The organism is Arthrobacter sp. (assembly GCF_031988865.1).
Classification (GTDB): Bacteria; Actinomycetota; Actinomycetes; order Actinomycetales; family Micrococcaceae; genus Arthrobacter_B.
In genome coordinates, this window is sequence record NZ_DALZXY010000062.1 from 1 (window position 1) to 21585 (window position 21585).

At 64.9% G+C, this 21585-nt stretch carries 20 protein-coding genes and 1 pseudogene; 7 read left to right on the forward strand and 14 right to left on the reverse strand.

What is annotated here, in order from left to right:
* From recO to RTN46_RS11660, 7 genes are all read right to left on the reverse strand, one after another.
* On the reverse strand, positions 1-656 hold a 656-nt coding region (gene recO, locus RTN46_RS11630), incomplete at its 3' end, for a DNA repair protein RecO (protein ID WP_312181534.1).
* A 74-nt stretch (positions 657-730) separates the two neighbouring features.
* Positions 731-2488, reverse strand: coding sequence for a 2-isopropylmalate synthase (leuA, locus tag RTN46_RS11635; RefSeq protein WP_312181536.1), 1758 nt, complete (start codon positions 2486-2488; stop codon positions 731-733).
* 178 nt (positions 2489-2666) lie between these two features.
* Positions 2667-4148, reverse strand: a complete 1482-nt coding sequence (locus RTN46_RS11640) for an LCP family protein (protein WP_312181538.1) — start codon at positions 4146-4148, stop codon at positions 2667-2669.
* A gap of 187 nt (positions 4149-4335) precedes the next feature.
* Positions 4336-5265, reverse strand: a complete 930-nt coding sequence (gene era / locus RTN46_RS11645; RefSeq protein WP_312181540.1) for a GTPase Era — start codon at positions 5263-5265, stop codon at positions 4336-4338.
* Positions 5258-6568 (reverse strand): hemolysin family protein, encoded by a 1311-nt coding sequence (locus RTN46_RS11650; protein WP_396157682.1) that lies wholly within the window; start codon positions 6566-6568, stop codon positions 5258-5260. Before RTN46_RS11650 ends, era begins: the two co-directional genes overlap by 8 nt.
* A 20-nt stretch (positions 6569-6588) precedes the next feature.
* Positions 6589-7062: an rRNA maturation RNase YbeY gene (ybeY, locus tag RTN46_RS11655; protein ID WP_312181543.1), complete on the reverse strand. Its 474-nt coding sequence runs from the start codon at positions 7060-7062 to the stop codon at positions 6589-6591.
* On the reverse strand, positions 7059-8096 hold the full coding sequence (locus RTN46_RS11660; protein WP_312181545.1) for a PhoH family protein: 1038 nt from the start codon (positions 8094-8096) through the stop codon (positions 7059-7061). The genes ybeY and RTN46_RS11660 overlap by 4 nt, the downstream gene beginning before the upstream one ends.
* Positions 8097-8600: 504 nt before the next feature.
* Between RTN46_RS11660 and RTN46_RS11665 the strand changes: the two genes are divergently transcribed.
* Positions 8601-9407 carry a GerMN domain-containing protein gene (locus tag RTN46_RS11665; protein WP_312181547.1) on the forward strand — a complete coding sequence of 269 codons (807 nt, stop codon included), beginning with the start codon at positions 8601-8603 and terminating at the stop codon, positions 9405-9407.
* Between the two features lie 21 nt (positions 9408-9428).
* Here the strand turns inward: RTN46_RS11665 and RTN46_RS11670 are convergent, their stop codons facing one another.
* The 3 genes from RTN46_RS11670 to hrcA form a co-directional block, all read right to left on the reverse strand.
* The gene (locus RTN46_RS11670) at positions 9429-10214 is read right to left on the reverse strand and encodes a 16S rRNA (uracil(1498)-N(3))-methyltransferase (protein ID WP_312181549.1); all 786 of its coding nucleotides are present in this window, start codon (positions 10212-10214) and stop codon (positions 9429-9431) included.
* Positions 10215-10240: 26 nt separating this feature from the next.
* Positions 10241-11386 carry a molecular chaperone DnaJ gene (gene dnaJ / locus RTN46_RS11675; RefSeq protein ID WP_312181550.1) on the reverse strand — a complete coding sequence of 382 codons (1146 nt, stop codon included), beginning with the start codon at positions 11384-11386 and terminating at the stop codon, positions 10241-10243.
* A 102-nt stretch (positions 11387-11488) separates the two neighbouring features.
* Positions 11489-12502, reverse strand: coding sequence for a heat-inducible transcriptional repressor HrcA (gene hrcA, locus RTN46_RS11680; protein WP_312181552.1), 1014 nt, complete (start codon positions 12500-12502; stop codon positions 11489-11491).
* A gap of 178 nt (positions 12503-12680) precedes the next feature.
* Between hrcA and RTN46_RS11685 the strand changes: the two genes are divergently transcribed.
* Positions 12681-13523, forward strand: coding sequence for a DUF3097 domain-containing protein (locus RTN46_RS11685; protein ID WP_312181554.1), 843 nt, complete (start codon positions 12681-12683; stop codon positions 13521-13523).
* A gap of 155 nt (positions 13524-13678) precedes the next feature.
* Positions 13679-14107, forward strand: coding sequence for a DUF4870 domain-containing protein (locus tag RTN46_RS11690; protein ID WP_312181556.1), 429 nt, complete (start codon positions 13679-13681; stop codon positions 14105-14107).
* A 108-nt stretch (positions 14108-14215) separates the two neighbouring features.
* On the opposite strand, the gene hemW is transcribed toward RTN46_RS11690, so the two are convergent.
* Both hemW and lepA read right to left on the reverse strand, forming a co-directional pair.
* Positions 14216-15445: a radical SAM family heme chaperone HemW gene (gene hemW, locus RTN46_RS11695; protein WP_312181557.1), complete on the reverse strand. Its 1230-nt coding sequence runs from the start codon at positions 15443-15445 to the stop codon at positions 14216-14218.
* Positions 15442-17295 (reverse strand): translation elongation factor 4, encoded by a 1854-nt coding sequence (lepA, locus tag RTN46_RS11700; protein ID WP_312181560.1) that lies wholly within the window; start codon positions 17293-17295, stop codon positions 15442-15444. Before lepA ends, hemW begins: the two co-directional genes overlap by 4 nt.
* Before the next feature lie 185 nt (positions 17296-17480).
* Between lepA and RTN46_RS11705 the strand changes: the two genes are divergently transcribed.
* The 4 genes and pseudogenes from RTN46_RS11705 to RTN46_RS17045 all read left to right on the forward strand — a co-directional run bounded on the left by RTN46_RS11705 (position 17481) and on the right by RTN46_RS17045 (position 19527).
* Entirely contained in the window at positions 17481-18062 is a 582-nt protein-coding gene (locus tag RTN46_RS11705) for a type II toxin-antitoxin system PemK/MazF family toxin (RefSeq protein ID WP_312181562.1), read from the forward strand.
* 201 nt (positions 18063-18263) lie between these two features.
* The gene (gene rpsT / locus RTN46_RS11710) at positions 18264-18524 is read left to right on the forward strand and encodes a 30S ribosomal protein S20 (RefSeq protein ID WP_312181564.1); all 261 of its coding nucleotides are present in this window, start codon (positions 18264-18266) and stop codon (positions 18522-18524) included.
* A 158-nt stretch (positions 18525-18682) separates the two neighbouring features.
* Positions 18683-19141 (forward strand): annotated as a pseudogene (locus RTN46_RS17040) (reductase); the annotation flags it as partial.
* 317 nt (positions 19142-19458) lie between these two features.
* Positions 19459-19527 carry a hypothetical protein gene (locus tag RTN46_RS17045; RefSeq protein WP_396157684.1) on the forward strand — a complete coding sequence of 23 codons (69 nt, stop codon included), beginning with the start codon at positions 19459-19461 and terminating at the stop codon, positions 19525-19527.
* Between the two features lie 231 nt (positions 19528-19758).
* Here RTN46_RS17045 and RTN46_RS11720 read toward each other — a convergent pair whose 3' ends face one another.
* Both RTN46_RS11720 and holA read right to left on the reverse strand, forming a co-directional pair.
* Entirely contained in the window at positions 19759-20418 is a 660-nt protein-coding gene (locus tag RTN46_RS11720; protein WP_312181568.1) for a pentapeptide repeat-containing protein, read from the reverse strand.
* A gap of 32 nt (positions 20419-20450) precedes the next feature.
* Positions 20451-21470 (reverse strand): DNA polymerase III subunit delta, encoded by a 1020-nt coding sequence (gene holA / locus RTN46_RS11725; RefSeq protein WP_312181570.1) that lies wholly within the window; start codon positions 21468-21470, stop codon positions 20451-20453.
* Positions 21471-21585 lie beyond the last annotated feature (115 nt).

The window sequence follows — 21585 nt, forward strand, 5'->3', positions numbered from 1 at the left end:
GGGCCGGACGCGTCCGCTGCGGGCCAGTCGCCGCTGAGCAGCGCCGCGAGCAGCAGCATGGTTTCGGCCGACGGCGAGGCAGAGCCCGGCGGGCGGCAGGACGGACACACCGCGCCGCCCAGCGGGGCCGAAAAGGCGGTGTGTGGTCCGGGCGCGTTGCAGCGGGCACAGTCCGTGAAGGAAGGTGCCCAGCCTGCCGTGGCCAGGGCGCGCAGCAGGTAGGAGTCGAGAATCAGCTCGGGCGCATGCGCTGCCCGGCTCAGCGCTGCCATCGCACCGATCACCAGGTGATAGTGAGCGTTGGCTGATTCGCCGTCAATGTCGGTTAGGCGTTCAGCGGTTTCCGCGATGGCAGCGGCAGCGGTATAGCGGGCGTAGTCCGCTGCGATTCCTGCCCCGTAGGCACCTTTGGTCTCTGCCTGGGTAACAATGTCCAGGGTGCGGCCATGGATCAGCTGCAGGTCCACGACCATAAAGGGTTCCAGCCGGGCACCGAACTTGCTGGAGGTCCGCCGCACACCCTTCGCCACGGCGCGTACCTGGCCGTGGTTGCGGGTCAGCAGGATCACGATCCGGTCTGCTTCCCCGAGCTTGTGGGTGCGCAGGACGACCCCCTCGTCACGGTAGGTCCGCGACGCGAATGATTTATTTGCCACAGGTCCATTTTCCCACGGACGGCTGCGCCCGGCCGCTGCTGCGGCCGGGCGCGCTCATTTTCGGCATATGGCCGTCAGCGGTCCTGGCTGCTGACGCCGTCGCGGATGGCCCGGTTGACCGCGGAAACAACGGCCTTCAGCGCCGAGAGCGTGGTGTTGGAGTCGATGCCGACACCCCACAGGACCCGTTCCCCGACCGCCAGTTCAACGTAGGCCGCAGCCATGGCATTGCCGCTGGCCGACAGCGCGTGTTCGGTGTAGTCGAGCAGCCGGACGTCGACGCCGTCCTGGCTCAGGATTTCCAGCAGCGCATCGATGGGACCGGTTCCCGAGGCAACCCGGCGCTGCTGCACGCCGCCCGCCCGCAGGCTGGCGGTCAGCAGGAAGGCTCCGCTTTCCGAGGTGTCCGCCGTGACCGAGGACAGCGCGTAGTGGCCCCACGGCTCGCCACCGGAATCCGGGGTGGTGGGCAGGTATTCGTCCTGGAAGACCTTCCAGAGTTCCGCCCCGGTGACTTCGCCGCCCACCGTGTCGGTGCGGCGCTGGATAACGCCGGAGAACTCGATCTGCGCGCGGCGCGGCAGGTCCAGGTTGTGCTCGCTCTTGAGCAGGTAGGCAATCCCGCCCTTGCCGGACTGCGAGTTCACCCGGATCACGGCTTCGTAGCTGCGGCCGATGTCCTTGGGGTCGATCGGCAGGTAGGGAACGCCCCATTCCAGCTCGTCAACGGACTTCCCGGCCGCGGCGGCTGCCTTCTCCATGGACTCGAAGCCCTTCTTGATGGCGTCCTGATGGGAGCCGGAGAAGGCGGTAAAGACGAGGTCCCCACCGTAGGGGGAACGCTCGGGGACGGGCAGCTGGTTGCAGTACTCGACCGTCCGACGGATTTCGTCCATGTTGGAGAAGTCGATCTGCGGATCGATGCCCTGGCCGAACAGGTTCATGCCCAGGGTGACCAGGTCCACGTTGCCGGTGCGTTCGCCGTTGCCGAACAGGCAGCCCTCGATCCGGTCCGCACCGGCCAGGTAGCCCAGCTCGGCGGCTGCGACGCCGGTCCCGCGGTCGTTGTGCGGGTGCAGGGAGAGGATGATCGAGTCGCGGTTAGCCAGGTTGCGGTGCATCCACTCGATGGAGTCCGCGTACACGTTGGGGGTCGCCATTTCCACTGTCGCCGGCAGATTCAGGATCATCTGCCGGTCAGGAGATGCCTCGAGGACTTCGGCGACGGCATTGGAGATCCGCAGTGCGAAGTCCAGTTCGGTGCCGGTGTAGGACTCCGGAGAGTACTCATACGTTACGTCGACGCCGTTCAGCTGCTCCTCGTACTTCTTGCACAGCCGGGCACCGGAGAGGGCGATGTCCACGATCCCGTCCTGGTCGGTGTTGAACACGACCTTGCGCTGCAGGACGGAGGTGGAGTTGTAGAGGTGCACGATCGCACGGTCTGCACCCTCGAGTGCATCGTAGGTCCGTTCGATGAGATGCTCGCGTGACTGGGTCAGCACCTGGATCGTCACGTCGTCGGGAATCCGGTCGCCTTCGATCAGCTGGCGGACAAAATCGAAGTCCAGCTGCGAGGCAGACGGGAACCCGACCTCGATTTCCTTATAGCCCATGTTGACCAGGAGATCGAACATCTTGTGTTTGCGCTCGGGGGTCATCGGATCGATGAGCGCCTGGTTGCCGTCGCGGAGGTCCACTGCACACCAGCGCGGGGCTTTGGTGATTACTTTGTCCGGCCAGGTGCGGTCGGGCAGATCTACGCTGATCTGGTCCTGGAACGGAACGTATTTGTGGATCGGCATACCGGAGGGCTGCTGTGCGTTACGCATAATGTCTGGGTTGGCCTTTTCTTTGAGAGCTTCAGAAATGGTGGCCGGGCAACACAAACTCCGCAGCGAGGGTTCGGCCTAAACTTTGGTTTGTGAGGCCTCGCCGCGGCAGCTAAGAAGGAGGTTCTCTGCGCGCACCTGCCCAGACTAGCACGCAGGTTCTGTACTGCCGGAAACCTCAGTAACCAAACGCAGACTGGCACGTAACCTGGGCTGCGGTCTGCCCTGTCAGGCCGCCCAGGTCGCCGGAATCCTTCATGGTGTTGCCGGTGGTGAAGTCGGCTCCGACCTGCACGACGACGCCGTTGACCACAGAACTGGCGCTCACCTGGGAGGCCGGAATGTTCAGTGCCTCGGCAACCTGCTGGGCCATTGCGTCGTAGCCCGGCGTAAAGAAGACCTGCGTGCCGGGACTGGTGGATTCGGAGAGTCCGCCGGCAACTGCCTGGGTGAAACCTTCGCTGAAGAGGAACCGTGCGAGTTCAGCGTCGCGGCCGCTGGCCTCGCCGTTCACGCCGTCAAGGAAGGTGACGGGAATGGCCGCGGGGTCAACCGCAGGTGCGCTGGTTTCGGGTGCGGGCGATTCGGTTCCGGAGGTTCCGCCGGTTCCGTCGGTTGCTGTGCCTGTTGACTCAGATCCCGGCGTCTCCGTTCCGGCATCATCGGTCACTGAATGGTCCGAAACCAGTGCCTCAAAGAGCGGCTCCGCCGCTGCCTCGTCGAGCACCAGCCGGTTGGGATCGAGTTCATAGGGCGTTACCGGTGCCGTTACGAACGCCACGTTGCCCAGGTCAACATCCTTCAGCCGGCCTGCCAGGGCAATCAGCGTTGGAACGTCGGTGAGACCTTCGTCGACCGTCAGGTTCTTCGTAACGGTCTCAGCGATGGAGTAGAGGCGCGGCAGGTTGTTCAGGGTGCCTTCGCCCTGGACCTTGCGGAACATGGAAGCGAGGAAACTCTGCTGGGCGGCGATCCGGCCTTCGTCGCCGCCGTTGCCGAAGCCGTGCCGTGTGCGCAGGAAGGCCAATGCCTGGTCGCCCTGGATACTGGACACGCCTGCGGGGATGTTCAGTCCCGAGAGCGGATCATCGATGGGCTGGTTTACGCAGACGTCCACGCCGCCGAGCGTGTTGGAAAGTTCTTCGACGGCGTTGAAATCGGCCATCATGAAGTGGTCGACGTTCAGCCCGGTCAGGTCGTTGATGGCCGCCACAGTGCAGCCGGGGCCGCCGTTGCCGAGAGCTCCGTTGAGCTGGCCGAGGTCCATCGCCGGATACTCGGCGCCGGATTCGGGATCCGTGCAGGCGGGCAGCGGAACCAGCAGGTCACGGGGGAAGCTGACGACCGTGACATGGGAGCGGTCCGCGGCCATGTTCACCAGCATCATGACGTCGGAGTTGTTCGAGTCCTGCCCGTCGCGGTTGTCCGTGCCGAGCACCAGGATCTGCATGGAGTCCTTGTTGGTGTCGGCGGGGAACTCTTCCTGGCCCTGGCCAATATTCAGCGGCTTCGTGTCGAAGTTGCTCTGCAGGCGCATCAGCTGCACACCGGCGAAGACCAGTCCGGAAACCAGTGTGAGTGAGAGCAGGACAGCCAAGGTGGCGAGGATCGGGTGCCCTCCCCTAGCTGCACCGCTGCCCAGATGGCGTCCGCCGGGCACGGCTGTGCCGCGGCGTCGGGCTCGTGTGGCTGACCCGGAGGGACCAGGACCAGTTGCGGCACGGCGAGATGGCATAGCCGGTCCTTCCCATGGGTCAGTGAAAATCGAGCAGGCAAAAATGGATGTACAAAGTGTACGGGTTGCTCCTGTGAAGAAGCTTAGGGCGCGCTGGCGGTGTCCCCTGCTCCTAGAAGCCGAGCTTTACCAGCTGCTTGGGGTCGCGCTGCCAGTCCTTGGCAATCTTGACGTGCAGGTCCAGGTAAACCCTGGTGCCAAGCAACGCCTCAATGCCGCGGCGGGCGTTGGTTCCCACCTCGCGCAGGCGTGCACCGCCCCGGCCAATAATAATCGCTTTCTGCGAAGACCTTTCCACATAAAGGTTCACGCGCACATCCAGCAGGGGGTTGTCCTCGCTGCGTCCTTCACGCGGAACGATCTCATCGACGACCACGGCCAGGGAGTGCGGCAGCTCATCGCGGACCCCTTCCAGCGCGGCTTCACGGACCAGCTCGGCGACCATAACTGCCTCGGGCTCATCGGTGAGTTCGCCGTCCGGATACAGCGGCGGGGACGCGGGCATGTGGGAGGCCAGGACATCGGCCACGGTGTCGACCTGGAATCCGTCGGCGGCGGAAACGGGCACGACGTCGGCCCAGCCGGTTTCGCCCAGCACCTCGGCACCGAGCGCCGTGACGGACATGAGCTGCTTGGCCAGGGCCGCGCGGTCCACGAGGTCGGTCTTCGTGACCAGGGCGATCACCGGCTTTTTCTTCAGGGCGGCGAGCTGGTTGGCGATGTAGCGGTCGCCGGGGCCTACGGCTTCGTTGGCCGGCAGGCAGAAACCAATCGCATCGACTTCGGCGAGGGTGTCCGCCACGAGGTCGTTGAGCCGCTGCCCCAGCAGGGTGCGCGGCCGGTGCAGGCCGGGGGTGTCAACCAGGATGAGCTGGGAATCCTCGCGGTGGACGATCCCGCGGATCGTGTGCCGGGTGGTCTGCGGCTTGGCGGAGGTGATGGCAACTTTCTGACCTACCAGGGCGTTGGTCAGGGTGGACTTGCCGGCGTTGGGCCGGCCCACCAGGGACACGAATCCGGCGCGGAACGTGGGCTCAGTCATTTCGGGGTACCAATTCTGTTGTTTTTGAACGGACGGCGGGGTTCGACGCCGTCGTGGTGTCGGGTTCCTCGCCTGTGGGCTGTTTCCAGGCCAGCACGTGGGAGACCCGGTTGCGGCGTCCTTCGAGGCGTTCGGCATGGAGGACGATTCCTTCGACAACCACCTCGCTGCCGACGATCGGCACGCGGCCGAGCGCCTTGGCCAGCAGGCCGCCGACGGTATCGACCTCGTCGTCCTCGAGGTCGATGTCGAAGAGTTCACCGAGGTCGTCGATGCCGGCCTTTGAACTGACGCGGTAGCGGCCGTCGCCCAGGTCTTCAATCTCGGGGCGTTCGGAGTCGTATTCGTCAACGATCTCTCCGACGATTTCCTCGATGAGGTCCTCAAGCGTAACGAGCCCGGCTGTGCCGCCGTATTCATCTATGACGATGGCCAGGTGGGTTGATTCGCGCTGCAGTTCCTGCAGCAGCTCACCCACGGCTTTGGATTCCGGAACGTAACGGACCGGACGGCAGTATCCATCCACTGTCTGGTCGGGTGCCTGGGCTGCCCGGCCGTGCAGCTGCGCGGCGACGTCTTTGAGATAGAGGATGCCGCGGATCTGGTCGGCGCTGTCCCGGATCACCGGCACCCGGGAATACCCCGAGCGCAGGAACAATGACATCGCCTGGCGCAGGGTGGCGCCCGATTCGAGGCAGACCATATCCGTGCGCGGGACCATCACGGAGCGCACCTTTGTGTCGCCGAGTTCGAAGACCGAGTGGATCAGTTCCGCTTCGGTGTTCTCGATCATGTCCGCTTCGGATGCGCGGTCCAGCAGTTCCCTGAATTCTTCCTCGGTAAAAAAGGCAGCATCCACGCCGTGGCTCCCGGGCGCGACGGCGGAGCCGATCCGTACCAGCCAGCCCGGCACCGGTCCGAGCACGGTACGGAGGACGCTGACCAGCCCGGCGGTGAGGACAACAACGCCGGTGACGTGCTTGCGTCCGATCTGGCGGGGTGAAACACCGACCAGGACAAACCCCACGGCGGCCATGGTGATGGTGGCCAACAGGCCAGCCAGCCACAGGTTCTGGACCAGCAGCTGGAAGACCACGGCGACGGAGACCGCCGTCGCCATCTCGAACCAGACGCGCCAAAAGCGCAGGGCATGCATGTGCGCCACAGGGTGCTTCAGGATTCGTTTCAGGGGCTTTCCGGCCCGGCCGGTCAGCAGTGTCTCAGCCTCGTGGCGCGGGAGGTAGCCATAGGCTGCTTCGGCGGCAGTGAGAAGTCCGGCCAGGGCCATAAAGGCCACGGCCATAACAACCAGGATGCCTACGCTCAACTGCGTGTCTCCTTCGGGGCTTCCTTGCCCAGGAAGTCGGAGAGCAGGCGCCGCTGGAGCCCGAACATTTCGGCCTCTTCCTCCGGTTCGGCATGGTCATAGCCGAGGAGATGGAGGACGCCGTGCGTTGTCAGCAGCAGCAGCTCATCTGCCGTGCTGTGCCCGGCAGTCTCAGCCTGCTGTGCTGCGACCTGCGGGCAGAGGACGATGTCGCCCAGGACGCCGGCCGGGGTCGGACGGCCCGGGGAGCCGGGGCGCAGTTCATCCATCGGGAAGGACAGGACGTCGGTGGGGCCGGGCAGGTCCATCCACTCGATGTGCAGCTTCTCGATCGCGTCCTCATCCACGAGGATGATCGAGAGTTCCGCTTCGGGGTGGACGTACATGGCGTCCAGCAGGAACCGGCCCAGCCGTGCCAGTGCCTCTTCATCCGCCGGGATGGTGGACTCGTTGTTGATTTCGATGCTCATCGTTTGTTCTCCTGCCCTGCACCGCGCGATGCGCTGCGGGCGCGTCGTTCCTCATCCCATTCGCCGTAGGCGGTCACGATGTCGCTGACCAGCCGGTGGCGGACGACGTCGGTCGCCGTGAGTTCGGAGAATGCCACGTCCTCAATTCCGCCCAGGATCTCATGCACGATCCGCAGGCCGGACACTGTGCTGCCGGGCAGGTCAACCTGGGTGACGTCTCCGGTCACCACCATCTTGGAGCCGAAGCCGAGGCGCGTCAGGAACATCTTCATTTGTTCCGGCGTCGTGTTCTGCGCCTCGTCAAGGATGATGAAGGCATCGTTGAGCGTACGTCCGCGCATGTAGGCCAGCGGCGCGACCTCGATGGTGCCGGCTGCCATAAGCCTCGGGATGGATTCGGGATCCATCATGTCGTGCAGGGCGTCATAGAGCGGGCGGAGGTACGGGTCAATCTTGTCGTTGAGCGTGCCGGGCAGGAACCCGAGGCGCTCCCCCGCTTCGACGGCGGGCCGGGTCAGGATGATCCGGGAGACCTCTTTCTGCTGCAGCGCCTGCACTGCCTTCGCCATCGCCAGATACGTCTTGCCGGTGCCGGCAGGACCGATTCCGAAAACCACCGTGTTGCGGTCGATCGCGTCGACGTAGTTCCGCTGGTTCAGGGTCTTGGGCCGGATCGTCCGTCCCCGGGTGGACAGGATGTTCTGCGTCAGGACTTCTGCCGGGCGGTCGGCCGTCTGGTCACGGAGCATGGTGATGAGCTGCTCCAGGATCTGCGGGGTGACGCGGGTCTGGTGGCGTGCCAGCACCCGCACCTCGTTAACCAGCCGCACTGTCCGGTCAACCGCGGATGCGGGACCGGCGACGGAGAGTTCATTTCCGCGGACGTGCAGGTTCACCTCAGGGAAGGCAGCCTCGATGATTTTCAGTGCTTCATCGTTGGCGCCCAGCGACTGGACCATGTGTTCCGTTGAGTCGAAGACAATCGTCTGCTGGTCCTCGCGGATAGTGCCGATTCCTGCTGAAGATTCGGTCATATATACGGCCCCTCGGCCTCTCATCGCCCCTTTAAGGAAGTTGGGTTGCAGTCCGGATGCGCACCGGCCGGACAGGCCGTGCACACACCCTCATTAATCTTACTTGATCTGCGCCGCGGCACGCCGCCGGGTTCTCTACCAGACTGGGGCCTGATGTGCACGGAACCCTGGGAATCGTGACCTGTGTTACAGCCAACATCTCGGCTTGGCATCGGCCCGGTCTCAATCGTGTTTCAGTCCCGCCGCAGAACAGTTAAGCCCCGGGTTTGAGGTATTCGGATATGCCAAGCTGGATGGCGTGCTGCCGGTGTCCCGCCTTGGCAGACCCCCCCACTCAGCCAGGATCCCCGGATTCGGGCAAGGACAGACGGAAGGCAGGGACAGTTTATTTCACTGCATAGCAACCGCAGCCCGGGCCGCCGCGTACGACTCCTGCTCCTGGCCGCCGCCGCACCCCTGGTCCTCGGCAGCTGCGGCGTCGTCGCCGAGCTTCCGACGACGAGCATGCCCGATTCCTTCGGCGGATCCGCCAGTTCAGACGGCCGTCCCATGGCAGTCTCCGCTCCAGCGGAAGCCACGGCTTCCAAAGTCGTGATGCCGGTCTACTGGCTTGGGCTCAATGATTCCGATGTCCAGCTCTACCGTGAGTTCCTGCCCTCAGACAACGCCGGCGATCCGATCGGCGAAGCCGTGCAGGCAATGACCACCGAAGTCCCGCAGGACGCTGACTACTTCACTCCGTGGCATCCGGCATCGAACGTTACCGCGTCGATCTCCAGTAAAAACGTCATTACGGTGGACATCACGTCGGATGCCTTCAAGGCCTCCCTCGATTCCGGCATGGCACACCGTGCAATTCAGCAGCTGGTGTACACGGCTACGGCTGCCGCCGCCAACTCGGGTCTGACTACCGCCGGTTTCAGCACGAGCGTGGTTGTCCTGGTGGATGGAAAGGCCGGGTATCACGCCTTTGGCCACGAAAGCCTGGAACACCCGCTGGAGCGGGACGCAACCCTGCCCGCCCCCATCTGGATCATCAGCCCGCAGGAGGGAGAGGCCACCGAAACCTCACTGACCGTTTCAGGATCCGCTGTGGTCCGGGACGAGCAGCTCTCCTGGAGCGTGGAACCGATCCAGCACGGGCGGCCCGATACCGCACCGGTTGCCTCAGGAACAATTCAACTGAATGCGGGCGCCGGCGAGACCGCGCTGTTTGAAGTGCCAGTAAAACTGGAACCGGGTGAGTACATCCTGCGGGTCTTCCACGGTGACGGCGCCAACGAGGATTCGAAGCGGATTAACGTTTACTGAGGCGGGCGGCTGGAGCCGGGTTCAGGCCCAGCGTCCGAGCAAGTGGTTCAACAGCACCAGGGCAGCCGGTCCGGCACTCGAGGAGCGCAGGACATGTGGGCCGAGGCGGACGGCGGAGGCACCGGCGGCGCGCAGCGTATCCAGCTCGGCAGGGCTGATTCCACCTTCGGGGCCAACCACCACTGCGATGGATATCCGGTTTTCCGGCGTCCCGGCGCTGCCTGATTCCGCCGGGCGGAGGGATTCGATCACCCGGGCAAGCGGGGCGTCGGCTTCCTCATGAAGCACCAGGACCAGGTCCACTCCGGCTAGCTTTGCGGACAGTGACTTACTGTCGGTTACATCCAGGACCTGCGGCAGCCTGGATCGCCGGGACTGTTTCGCGGCGGAGGTCACTACGGCCTGCCATTTCGCCCGCCCCTTGGCGGCCTTATCCGCGCGCCAACGCACGATGCTGCGGTCGGACTGCCAGGGAATGACGGTATCCACCCCGAGCTCGGTGGCCGCTTCAATGGCCTGTTCGTCCCGATCCCCCTTTGCCAGGGCCTGAACCATGATCAGTTCGTGCGCGGGCGCCGGCTCGGCCTCAACGTCCCGGACGTCCACTTCGAGCAGGGCCGGGTCCGCAGTGCGGACGGTTCCGCGCAGCCGGAGACCGCCGCCGTCGACAATGTCGACGTCCTCCCCCGGTGCCAGCCGTTTGACTGAGACCGCGTGCCGGGCCTCCGGCCCGGTCAGGGAGAAGACGCTGCCTGGAGCAGCCGCGGCGACCTGTTCCGGATCACCGAAGAAAATCGGGTTCGTCATTGCTGGCCGTTATCGCCTGGTCATGGCTAGTGGTTGCCCAGGCGGTCGCGCAGCTTGGCGAAGACACCGGCGTTGCTGCCGCTGCCGACGCGGCCTTCAGCGAACTCTTCGCCGCGCAGTTCAGCCAGTTTCCGCAGGAGCCCTTCCTGCTCGGCGTCGAGTTTCTGCGGGGTCTCGACCTGTACGTGGACAAGCAGGTCCCCGCGGCCGTAGCCGCGCAGATGGGTAACACCCAGGCCCTTGAGCGTGGTGACCTCGCCGGATTGGGTCCCGGACTTGATGCTGATCTCCCGAGGGCCGTCAAAGGTGTCCATGGTGATGACGGTTCCCAGCGCCGCTGCCGTCATCGGGATCGTCAGGGTGGCATGCAGGTCGTCACCTTCACGGACGAACACCGGGTCCGCGTTGACGCGGATTTCCACGTACAGGTCACCCTGTGGGCCTCCGGCCGTGCCGGCCTCGCCCTGGCCGCTGAGCTGGATGCGCGTGCCGGTGCCCACACCCGCGGGAACCTTGATGGTCAGTGTGCGGCGGCTGCGGACCCGGCCTTCGCCGGCACATTCGTGGCAGGGATCGGGGATCACGGTGCCGAAGCCCTGGCAGGAACCGCAGGGAGCGGTGGTCATGACTTGGCCGAGGATGGAGCGAACGGACCGCTGGACCTGGCCGCTGCCGTGGCAGATATCGCAGGTACGCGGCGAAGTGCCGGGCTGGCAGCAGGATCCCTCACAGGTCGGGCAGAGAACCGCAGTCTCGACGTCGATCTTTTTGTTGGAGCCGAAGACGGCGTCCTTCAGATCAATCCGGACGTTGATGAGGGCGTCCTGGCCGCGCCGGGTGCGGGAGGCAGGGCCCCTGCCTCCGCCGCCTCCACCGGCTCCACCGCCGAAGAAGGTGTCGAAAATATCCTGGAATCCGAAGCCCTGGCCGCTGAAGCCGCCGCCGAACCCGTTGTCGGTACCGTTCTCGTTACCGGTCGTGTCGTAGACGCGCCGCTTTTGCGGGTCCGACAGGACCTCGTAGGCGTGGGTGACAGCCTTGAATTCATCGGCAGCGCCGGGGGCGGTGTTGACGTCCGGGTGCAGCTTGCGCGCAAGCTTGCGGTAGGCCTTCTTGATTTCCTCGCCGGTGGCATCCCGGCTCACGCCGAGAACCTGGTAGTGATCACTCACTCGTGCACATCGCTTCCTGTGTTGCGTACCCCGCCTTGGGGGTTTCTTGTCTTACCGGCAGCGCCGCTGGCAGCTGCCAATTCGTATCCGGTCTGTGGCCTGTCAGTCGTTCAGGACACGGGAAAGGTAGCGGGCGACGGCGCGAACCGCAGCCATGGTGTTGGGATAGTCCATACGCGTGGGACCAAGGACTCCTACCATAGCGGACGCGTCCCGGCCATACCCAGTGGCAACCACGGATGCCTCCGAGAGGGAGCCATAGGAGTTCTCCGAACCGATGCGGACGGAGACACCCTTGGCATCCTGTTCCATCTCGGAGAGGAGCCGCAGCATCACGACCTGTTCTTCGAGTGCTTCCAGGATGGGCCCGATGGTCAGGGGGAAGTCGCCTGTGGATCGGGCCAGGTTGGCCGTGCCTGCCATGATCATCCGGTCCTCCCGGTTGATACCGGCCAGCTGCTCCAGGCAGCGCGCCAGCGTACCCGCAATCCCGCGCAGCTGCGCCGGAACCGTTGCCAGGCAGTCGGTGAGGTGGCTCGTGATGCGGGTGAGGGTGCTCCCTGCCAGCGACTGAAGGAAGTGCTGGCGCAGTTCGTGCAGCGCCGGTTCGGTGACCGGGGCCGGAATGGTTGTCACCCGCTGCTCGACGCGTCCCGTGTCGGAGATCAGGACCACCAACACCTGTGACGGCGCGAGCAGGACAAATTCAATGTGCCGCACCTTTGCGTTGCCGAGGTGCGGGTACTGCACCACAGCTACCTGGTTGGTGAGCTGGGACAGCAGGCGGACCGTGCGGTCCAGGACGTCATCGATGTCCTCCGCTTCTTCCAGCAGGGTTTGGATCGCACGGCGCTCAGCTGCCGAGAGCGGCTTTACGTCCGAGAGCTGGTCGACGAAGAGCCGGTAACCCTTGTCGGTGGGAATCCGCCCGGCGGAAGTGTGCGGGGCAACGATCAGCCCTTCTTCTTCAAGAACTGCCATGTCGTTGCGGATGGTCGCCGAGGAGACTCCAAGATGGTGCCGCTCCACGAGGGCCTTCGAGCCAACGGGCTCACGGGAGTGGACGTAGTCTTCAACGATGGCCCGGAGCACCTCGAGCCGGCGTGGTTCACTCAATGGTTTCCCTCCCTCGCTGCGTCGCACATTTATACGGACTGGTCATGGAATGACTGTTAGCACTCGATGTACCTAAGTGCTAAGTCTAATACGATCCGGTGGCGTTGTTAGCATTGAACTTCCCGTGCAGGCAGCCACGCCGGCGCATTGCACCGCATTCAGGAATGAGGAATATTCCGTGTCGAATTACCACTGGGGGCCACAGGATCTTGCGGCCCCGTCCCGCAAGGCGCTGCGGCAGGTCGGAGCGGAAAAGGGCCTGGTCCTCGAAGTCGTGCAAACCGGCTGGGTTGGCGCTGTCCTCCGCACGGAAAAATCCGGCGGACTGCACCTGATGGTCCTGGAGGACGCGCATGGCCGCACCCGGTCCTTCGAACTGGGATTCGGATTCCTGCTTGAGGGCGAGCCCGTGGAAGTTGTGCCGGCGGTCAAGGCATCAGCCCCCGCTGTCCGGCGCACCGCCTCCGGGTCCGTCGCCGTCGCTAACCAGCGCGCCCGCACGGCCAGGGCCAGCCGGATCTGGGTGGAAGGCAAGCACGACGCCGAGCTCGTGGAAAAGGTCTGGGGCGATGACCTGCGCGTTGAGGGAATCGTCGTTGAGCCCCTGCATGGCGTCGACGACCTCGCCGCTGCGATCCGGGACTTCATCCCAGGCCCGGGACGCCGGCTGGGCATCCTGGTGGACCACTTGGTCGCGGGCTCCAAGGAGTCGAAGATCGCGGCCGAAGCGATGGCCGTGCCGGGCGCCGCCGGCAACGTGCTGATCGTCGGACACCCCTACGTTGACGTCTGGCAGGCCATCAAGCCCCAGGTGATCGGCGCGCAGTCCTGGCCGGTTGTTCCGCGGAACGAAGACTGGAAGACCGGCATCCTTAAAGGACTCGGTTGGCCGCACCGCAACCACACCGACATCGCCCTGGGCTGGAAGAAACTGCTGGGTTCGGTACGCACCTACGCGGATCTGGAGCCCACCCTGCTGGGCCGGGTCGAAGAGGTCATTGACTTCCTTACGAGCCCCTGAGCCCGCTGTCCCGCGAACCCTGCGGTACGCGGGGGCCTACCGGCACGCGGAACCGCCGGTACCTGCTCCTGCCGCCGAAGCCAGTACCCTTGATTGAACAACAGGTACCCGTGGGTGCAGACCCAGCGTCATCTGAGAGTTTAAGGAATGCAACTGTGTCCAACACACGCCAGAACCATCCGACCCAGCCGGAGAACCAGGGTTCACCAGCGCGCCCGGACTACCAGGGCGCCCCTGCCAATGCGCTGCCCCTGACGGCATCCGAGGACCGGCAGTGGGCCACGATGGCCCACTTCGGCGGCATCCTGGGGTTTGTCCCGTCCCTGATCATTTATCTGGTGTTCAAGGACCGCGGCCCGTTTACCGCCCAGGAATCCAAGGAAGCGCTGAACTTTACGCTCCCTCCCACGCTGCTCGCACTGCTGGCCTGGCTGCTTTCCTTCATTCCTGTGGTCGGCGGATTCTTCGCCATCATCAATGCGCTGCTCTGGATTGCGGTGGCCGTGGCTTCGGTCATTGCCGGCATTGAATGCAACCGCGGCCGTCCGTACCGCTACCGGTTGAACCTGCGCCGCATCCGCTAGGAAGCGCCCGAAGACTTACATAAGCGAAGCCCGCCATCAGGAGATGGCGGGCTTCGCTTATGTAGGCGCTTTCTAGGGCCGGGCGGGCTGCTAGGGCAGGGCAGGCCGTTACGGCAGGAGCCGGCGCACCACGGCGTCGGCCAGGAGCCGGCCGTTCAGGGTGAGGAGCACCTTGCCGGCGAACGCCGCCTGCGGCTCAATGAGTCCGTCAGCGATCAGCCCGGCGATGGCCGCCCGGCCTGCGGGACGCAGTACCTCCCGCGGCAGGCCTTCTGCCAGCCGGGTGCGGAGCATCACGTCTTCGAGGTAACGGGTGTCCTCGTCCAGGGTCTCGCGGCCGACGGCGGGTGACTCCCCCGCTGCGATCCGTCCGGCGTAGGCAGTGGGATGCTTGGCGTTCCACCAGCGGACGCCGCCAACATGTGAGTGCGCGCCGGGACCAACACCCCACCAGTCGTCGCTGCGCCAGTAGGCCATGTTGTGCCGGCATTCATCGGCCGGTGTGCGCGCCCAGTTGCTGACCTCGTACCAGTTCAGACCGGCCGCGGAGAACATTTCCTCGGCCAGCAGGTACTTGTCTGCGTGGTCATCGTCGTCGATCGGCGGCACTTCGCCGCGCCGGATCCGCGCCGCCAGCTTGGTGCCGTCCTCAATGATCAGCGCGTAGGCCGAGATGTGGTCGGGTTCGTAGCTGAGCGCTTCTTCGACCGAGTGCTTCCAATCCGCCAGGGACTCCCCCGGCGTGCCGTAGATCAGGTCCACGCTCACTTTCAGGCCGGCGTCGCGCGCCCACTTCACGGCCTGCGGGACGCGGGAGGGTGTGTGCGTGCGGTCCAGGACCGCCAGGACGTGCGGCACCGCGGACTGCATGCCGAAGGAAACGCGGGTGAAACCTGCGTCAGCGAGCAGCTGCAGCGATTCGGGCGTGACCGAATCCGGATTGGCCTCGGTGGTTACCTCAGCGCCGGGGGCCAGTCCCCAGGCTTCGACAGCGGTCCCCAGAATGGCGGCGAGGTCCTCCGCCGGGAGCAGGGTCGGTGTTCCGCCGCCGAAGAAGACCGTCTCGATGGGACGCCGCGGAACCCCGGATGCTTCCAGTGCGCCGGTGGCGAACCGGACTTCCTGCTGCGCCGTCGCCGCGTACTCCACCTGCGAGGCACCCCCGCCCAGTTCCGTGGCGGTGTAGGTGTTGAAGTCGCAGTAGCCGCAGCGAACGGCGCAGAACGGAATGTGGACGTAGAGTCCGAACCGGCGCCCGGCTGCCGCGTCGGCAGCCTGGGCCGGAAGGATTCCGTCCTTCGGAGCGGGATCCCCGAGGGGCAGTGCACTGGGTGTCACTTTTTGGATTTGTCCTTGGACTCATCGGAGGACAGGGCGGCGACGAAGGCTTCCTGCGGCACTTCAACGCGGCCGACCATCTTCATGCGCTTTTTGCCTTCCTTCTGCTTCTCCAGCAGCTTGCGCTTACGGCTGATGTCGCCGCCGTAGCACTTGGCCAGCACGTCCTTGCGGATGGCCCGGATGGATTCGCGGGCAATGATGCGCGAGCCGATGGCTGCCTGGATCGGCACCTCGAACTGCTGCCGCGGAATGAGCTCACGGAGCTTGCCGGTCATCATCACTCCATAGGAGTACGCCTTGTCCTTGTGCGTGATGGAGCTGAAGGCATCCACTTGTTCGCCCTGGAGCAGGATGTCGACCTTCACCAGGTCGGCGACCTGCTCGCCGTCGGCCTTCCAGTCCAGCGAGGCGTAGCCGCGGGTCTTGGATTTGAGGATGTCGAAGAAGTCGAAGACGATCTCGGCCAGCGGCAGGCGGTACCGGATTTCCACCCGGTCCTCGGAGAGATAGTCCATCCCGCCCAGGACGCCGCGGCGGGACTGGCACAGCTCCATGATGGCGCCGACAAATTCGTTCGGTGCCAGGATGGTGGCGGCAACCATCGGCTCGCGGACTTCGGCGATCTTACCGGTGGGGTATTCGCTCGGGTTGGTCACGGTAATGACCTTTTTGTCCTCCAGCGTCACCTCGTACTCCACGTTGGGGGCGGTGGAGATCAGGTCCAGGTTGTACTCGCGCTCGAGCCGTTCACGGGTGATTTCCAGGTGCAGCAGGCCCAGGAAGCCAACACGGAAGCCGAAGCCCAGGGCGGCGGAGGTTTCGGGTTCGTACACCAGCGCGGCATCATTGAGCATCAGCTTTTCCAGTGCGTCGCGCAGTACCGGGTAGTCGGCGCCGTCGATCGGGTACAGCCCGGAGAACACCATGGGTTTGGGATCGGCATACCCGGGCAGTGATTCAGAGGCCGGCAGGGCCAGGTTGGTGACGGTATCGCCAACCTTGGACAGCCGGACATCCTTCACACCGGTGATGAGATAGCCAACCTCACCGACTCCCAGCCCCTTGGACGGGGTGGGCTCCGGCGAGCTGACACCGATTTCGAGGAGTTCATGGCTGGCCCGGGTGGACATCATCTGGATGCGTTCGCGCGGGGAGAGCTTGCCGTCCACCACTCGCACATAGGTGACGACGCCGCGGTAGGTGTCATACACGGAGTCGAAGATCATGGCGCGGGCAGGAGCGTTGGGATCCCCCACCGGAGCCGGAATGTCACGGACAATCTGGTCCAGCAGCGCTTCAACGCCAACACCGGTCTTGCCGGAGACCCTCAGGACGTCCGCGGGATCGCCGCCGATCAGCTTCGCCAGTTCCTCGGCGTACTTCTCCGGCTGCGCTGCCGGGAGGTCAATCTTGTTGAGGACCGGAATGATGGTGAGGTCGTTCTCCATCGCCAGGTACAGGTTGGCCAGCGTCTGGGCTTCGATGCCCTGGGCCGCGTCCACCAGCAGCACTGCGCCTTCGCAGGCGGCCAGGGACCGGGAAACCTCGTAGGTGAAGTCCACGTGGCCCGGGGTGTCGATCATGTTCAGGGCGTAGGACTCGCCGTCGACCTCCCACGGCATGCGCACGGCCTGGGACTTGATCGTGATGCCGCGCTCACGCTCAATATCCATCCGGTCCAGGTACTGGGCCTTCATGTTCCGGTGCTCGACGACGCCGGTGGACTGGAGCATGCGGTCGGCCAGGGTGGACTTGCCGTGGTCGATGTGGGCGATGATGCAGAAATTTCTGATGATCGCCGGATCCGTCGCGGCAGGCACCGGTGAGAAGCGGGCCATAGGTGACACTGTGGCGGTTCCTTTGCTGTATGCGTTCTGCGTCCGTATGCCCTCCCGGCAGCAGCAGCGGCTGTGCGGGGGCCTGGACGCTGCGCAGGGGTTGTTCGGAGCGGATGGGTTTTAATAGTCTCCCACGTTTACGCGTCCGGACCCGAACTTCGGCGGCTCGGGCAGGGCACCATTAAGCTGGGCGGATGGCGTTTTCTTCCCGGAACCTGATCAATTTTGCCCGGACCGCCCTGCGCGCTGTCCGTCACGCAGCCTCCGGGCCGGCGAAGCCACCCGGTTCGTCCGGCAAAACTTCCCGGCCTCCGCACCCGTCGTCGCCGTCGTTCCCCCGGAGTTCCGGCGCCAGTTCCGGTACCAGTTCCGGCGGCGCCCGGGGCTACGCCGGTGACTACCGGGGCCGGGTGAGCCCCGTGTACGCCCCGCAGCCGGATGGGTCTCCCGACCCGGGCGAAGTGGTCTGGGCCTGGGTGCCCTACGAAGAGGACCCATCCCAGGGCAAGGACCGGCCCGTACTGCTGATCGGCCGTGACGGAAGGAAGCTGCTGGGGCTTATGCTCACCACGCGGGACCGTAACAATGCGTCCGGCAGCGACCCGGATTACCTCGACATCGGCACTGGCGCCTGGGACAGCTTGGGCCGTCCCAGCGAAGTGAAGCTGGACCGGATCCTGCAGCTGGACCCGGGATCGGTGCGGCGCGAAGGCGCAGTAATGGACCGGGCGCGCTTTGAAGTTGTGGCGGCCCGCCTCGCCGTGCGGAACAGATAGGAGCAAGCTGCCGCGTCCCGCCGTCCGCCTCCGGGGTCGCGCATCTGCCCCAAAGTTCTGCTAACATTTATTGCTGTGTGTCCGCGCAGGTCGACGGGCACTTCAGGCCGGGCGCCATTACGGTATCCCCACGCCGCTCAGTCAATGTCTGGTCTGAAATTCCCTCACCGACCAAGTCCGCAATACAAAGAGAGTTTATAAGTGGCCAATATCAAGTCCCAGAAGAAGCGCAACCTCACCAACGAGAAGGCGCGTCAGCGTAACAACTCGGTGAAGTCCGAGCTGAAGACGCTTATCCGCAACGTGGATACCGCTGTCACCTCCGCTGACAAGGATGCCGCTCAGGCAGCGCTGCAGGCCGCGACCCGCAAGCTGGACAAGGCTGTCAGCAAGGGCGTTATCCACAAGAACAACGCTGCTAACCGCAAGTCGGCCATCTCCAAGAAGGTCAACGCGCTCTAAGCGTCTTGCGACTTTAGTCTTACCCGGCTGGGCCGGTCCCCCCCAGCCGTTTTTAAGCCGCCGGTTCCAGCCGCCCCATCCTTGGGACCGGCCTGACTTTCGCCCCGCCTTCCCTGTTGCCGTTCTCACTGCTTCACCGGTGGTGTTTTACTGGCACCATGCGAAGAGTACTGATCCTCGGAGGCACCGCCTGGCTCGGCCGGGAACTGGCCGCACAGCTGGTGGCACGCGGCGACGCCGTCACCTGCCTTGCCCGCGGCGAATCGGGACTGACGCCGGCCGGTGCCTCGTTTGTCCAGGCCGACCGGCTGCTTCCGGGCGCCTATGCGGCTGTTCAAGGCCTGCCCTGGGATGAAGTGATCGAACTGGGCTATGAGGCCTCCCTGGTCTCCGGTGCCTTGGCAGCGGTCGGTCCGACGGCGGCCCACTGGACCCTCGTCTCCTCCGTATCCGTGTATGCCGAGAACTCTGTTCCAGGCGCGGATGAGTCCGCGCCGCTCGTGGAGTCAGTCGGCGCCGAAGACTATGCCGAGGCCAAGGCTGCCGCCGAACGCATGAGTATTGACGCCCTCGATGACCGGTTGCTGATTGTCCGGCCGGGGCTCCTGGCCGGTCCGGGAGACGGCAGCGACCGGTTTGGCTACTGGCCGGCCCGTTTCGCCCTGGCCGGCAGCGGCCCGGTCCTGGTCCCTGAGCTTGACGGACGCTACGTGCAGGTCCTGGAGGCCGCGGACCTCGTGTCCTGGCTGGTGTCCGCGGGCGCGGAAGGTATCACCGGAGTGTTCAATGCCACCGGAGACAGCCATCCGCTCCGGGACGTTCTTGAGCAGGCTGCAGAGACCGCCGGCTTTAGCGGTGAAATGGTCAGTGCTCCTGACACCTGGCTGCTGGGCAAGGACGTCCGGTACTGGGCCGGCCCCCGGTCGCTGCCGCTATGGCTCCCCACCGTGGAAGCCGCGTTCGCGCAGCGGAACAACTCGGCCTTCCACGCCGCGGGTGGTGAAGTGACGGGTCTCGGACAAACCTTGGACCGGGTGCTGGCCGATGAGCGAGAGCGCGGCTTGGACCGGCCCCGCAGGTCCGGGCTCAGCCGATCCGAAGAGCTGGAGCTTCTTGGCCTTCTGTCCGCCGAACGGACCTGACTGCGCCGGAGCTCGTTGGTGCCCGGGTCGCAGCCCGTTCGGAAGCCATTCTGCATTTCTTCCCCGGGACCGGCGTCGAACGTGGAACAGCCCTAGTCCGTCACGTTGATTCCGAGATGCTCAGCCAACATAGGGGCCATCTCCATCAGCTGGAGGCCACTGAGCGTTGCACCGCGGATCGAGCCGATGCCGGAGATGCCGTGGATATCGGCGCCGCGGAGATCCATGTGTTCCAGGGTGGCCTGGTCCAGGGCCAGTGTGTTGATCCGGGTGTTGGCAAAGGAAACGCGGGTGAGCTTGGCGCCAACCAGGTCAAGCTCCCCGATGACGCAGTCGCTGAAGGCCACGTCCTTGAGCACAGATCCGCGCAGATTCAGGAAGTCGAGCTTGCTGCCGGAGACACTGACCGAGTTCCACTCCGAAGAGAAGGCCTCGGCTGAACCGATGCGGGACGCGTCAATCTCGACGTCGCGCAGGATCATTCCTGGGGCCGTGAGAACGGGGGCGTTAAACCGCTCGAGCCTCGTGTCCAGGAACCGGGCGTTGCGAAGGCTGGCTTCATGGGCGGTGGTGCTGATCAGCTCGCATTCGCTGAAGGAGATTCCATCGAGCACCCGTCCGCTGAGGTCGCCGCCCACGTGGCTCTCGCCGTCGTAGCGTTCGTGGGGCCGAAGGTCATCAGGATTTCCCTTCTCCAGGGCCGGCAGCTTGATGGTGGCGATCCGCGGCGGCTGGACTTTCTTGCTGGGCATTACTGGGGTCTCTTTCTTCCTTCGGTGGTCAATCAGCGGCCCGACGCGGCCAGGGCGATCACGGTGACAGCGCGCTCGACGGCGTAGACCGGGTCCCGTCCGGCACCTTTGACCTGGGCGTCTGCTTCGGCCAGGACCTGGACTGCCTTGATCAGCGACTCGGAGGAGAACCGCTGGGCGTCACGCCGGGCCTGGTCAACCTGCCAGGGCGCCATCCCCAGGTCCTTGGCCAGGGACGCCGAGGAACCGCGGAGGTCGGCGACCCGCGCCACGGCCCGGACCTTCATGGCCAGGGCAGCCACCAGCGGAACCGGGTCAACCCCGGTGGCGAGGGCATGGCGCAGCATGGACAGGGCAGCCCCGGCCCGTCCGGCGAGGGCGGCGTCGGCCACTTTGAAAGCCGTTGCTTCCACGCGGCCGCCGTAGTACTTCTCGACGGTTTCTTCGGTGATCTCCCCGCTGGCGTCGTTCATCAGCTGCTGACAGGCAGCTGCCAGCTCCGACAAACTTGAGCCGACGGCACTGACCAGCGCCCTGACTGCTCCGCTGTCAATCCGGCGTTTCGCGGCCCGGAATTCCTGGGTAACAAAGTCCACCTTCTCGGCGTCCTTTTTGAACGGCTGGCAGTCCACCACCGCTGCCTTGGCCGCTTTCACAGCGTCCAGGAGCTTTTTTCCCCGGTTTCCGCCCGAGTGATGGAGCACCAGCACCGTATCTGGAGCCGGGTCCTTGAGATAAACGAGGGTGTCGTTGAGGAACTCTTCGCTCATGTGGGCCAGGTTGCCGACCTCGACGAGTTTGGCCTCCCCAAAAAGCGACGGGCTGGTAATGAGGATCAGTTCTCCGGCAGTATAGGCGGCGGCGTCGAGCCGGATGACTTCCGTGTCAGGAGCCTCCCTGCGCCGCTGCATCCGGATGTTCTCCATGGCCCGCCCGGCAAGGTATTCCTCCGGTCCGGTGAGCAGCACGATAGGGGCAGGCTCGGCCTGCCGCCAGGAGATTGCCCCGGCCGCCGGCTTGGCGGAAGACTTCTTGGGTACGGCCGGATTCACTGGTGCGCTGCTCCTGGACTGGGGTTGGTTGGCGGTGGGGCTGGATCACTCCCAACATTGCCACGCGCTGCGTCTGGGGCCAACTCCCCCTGCCGTCGTTTCAGCCACAATCGGC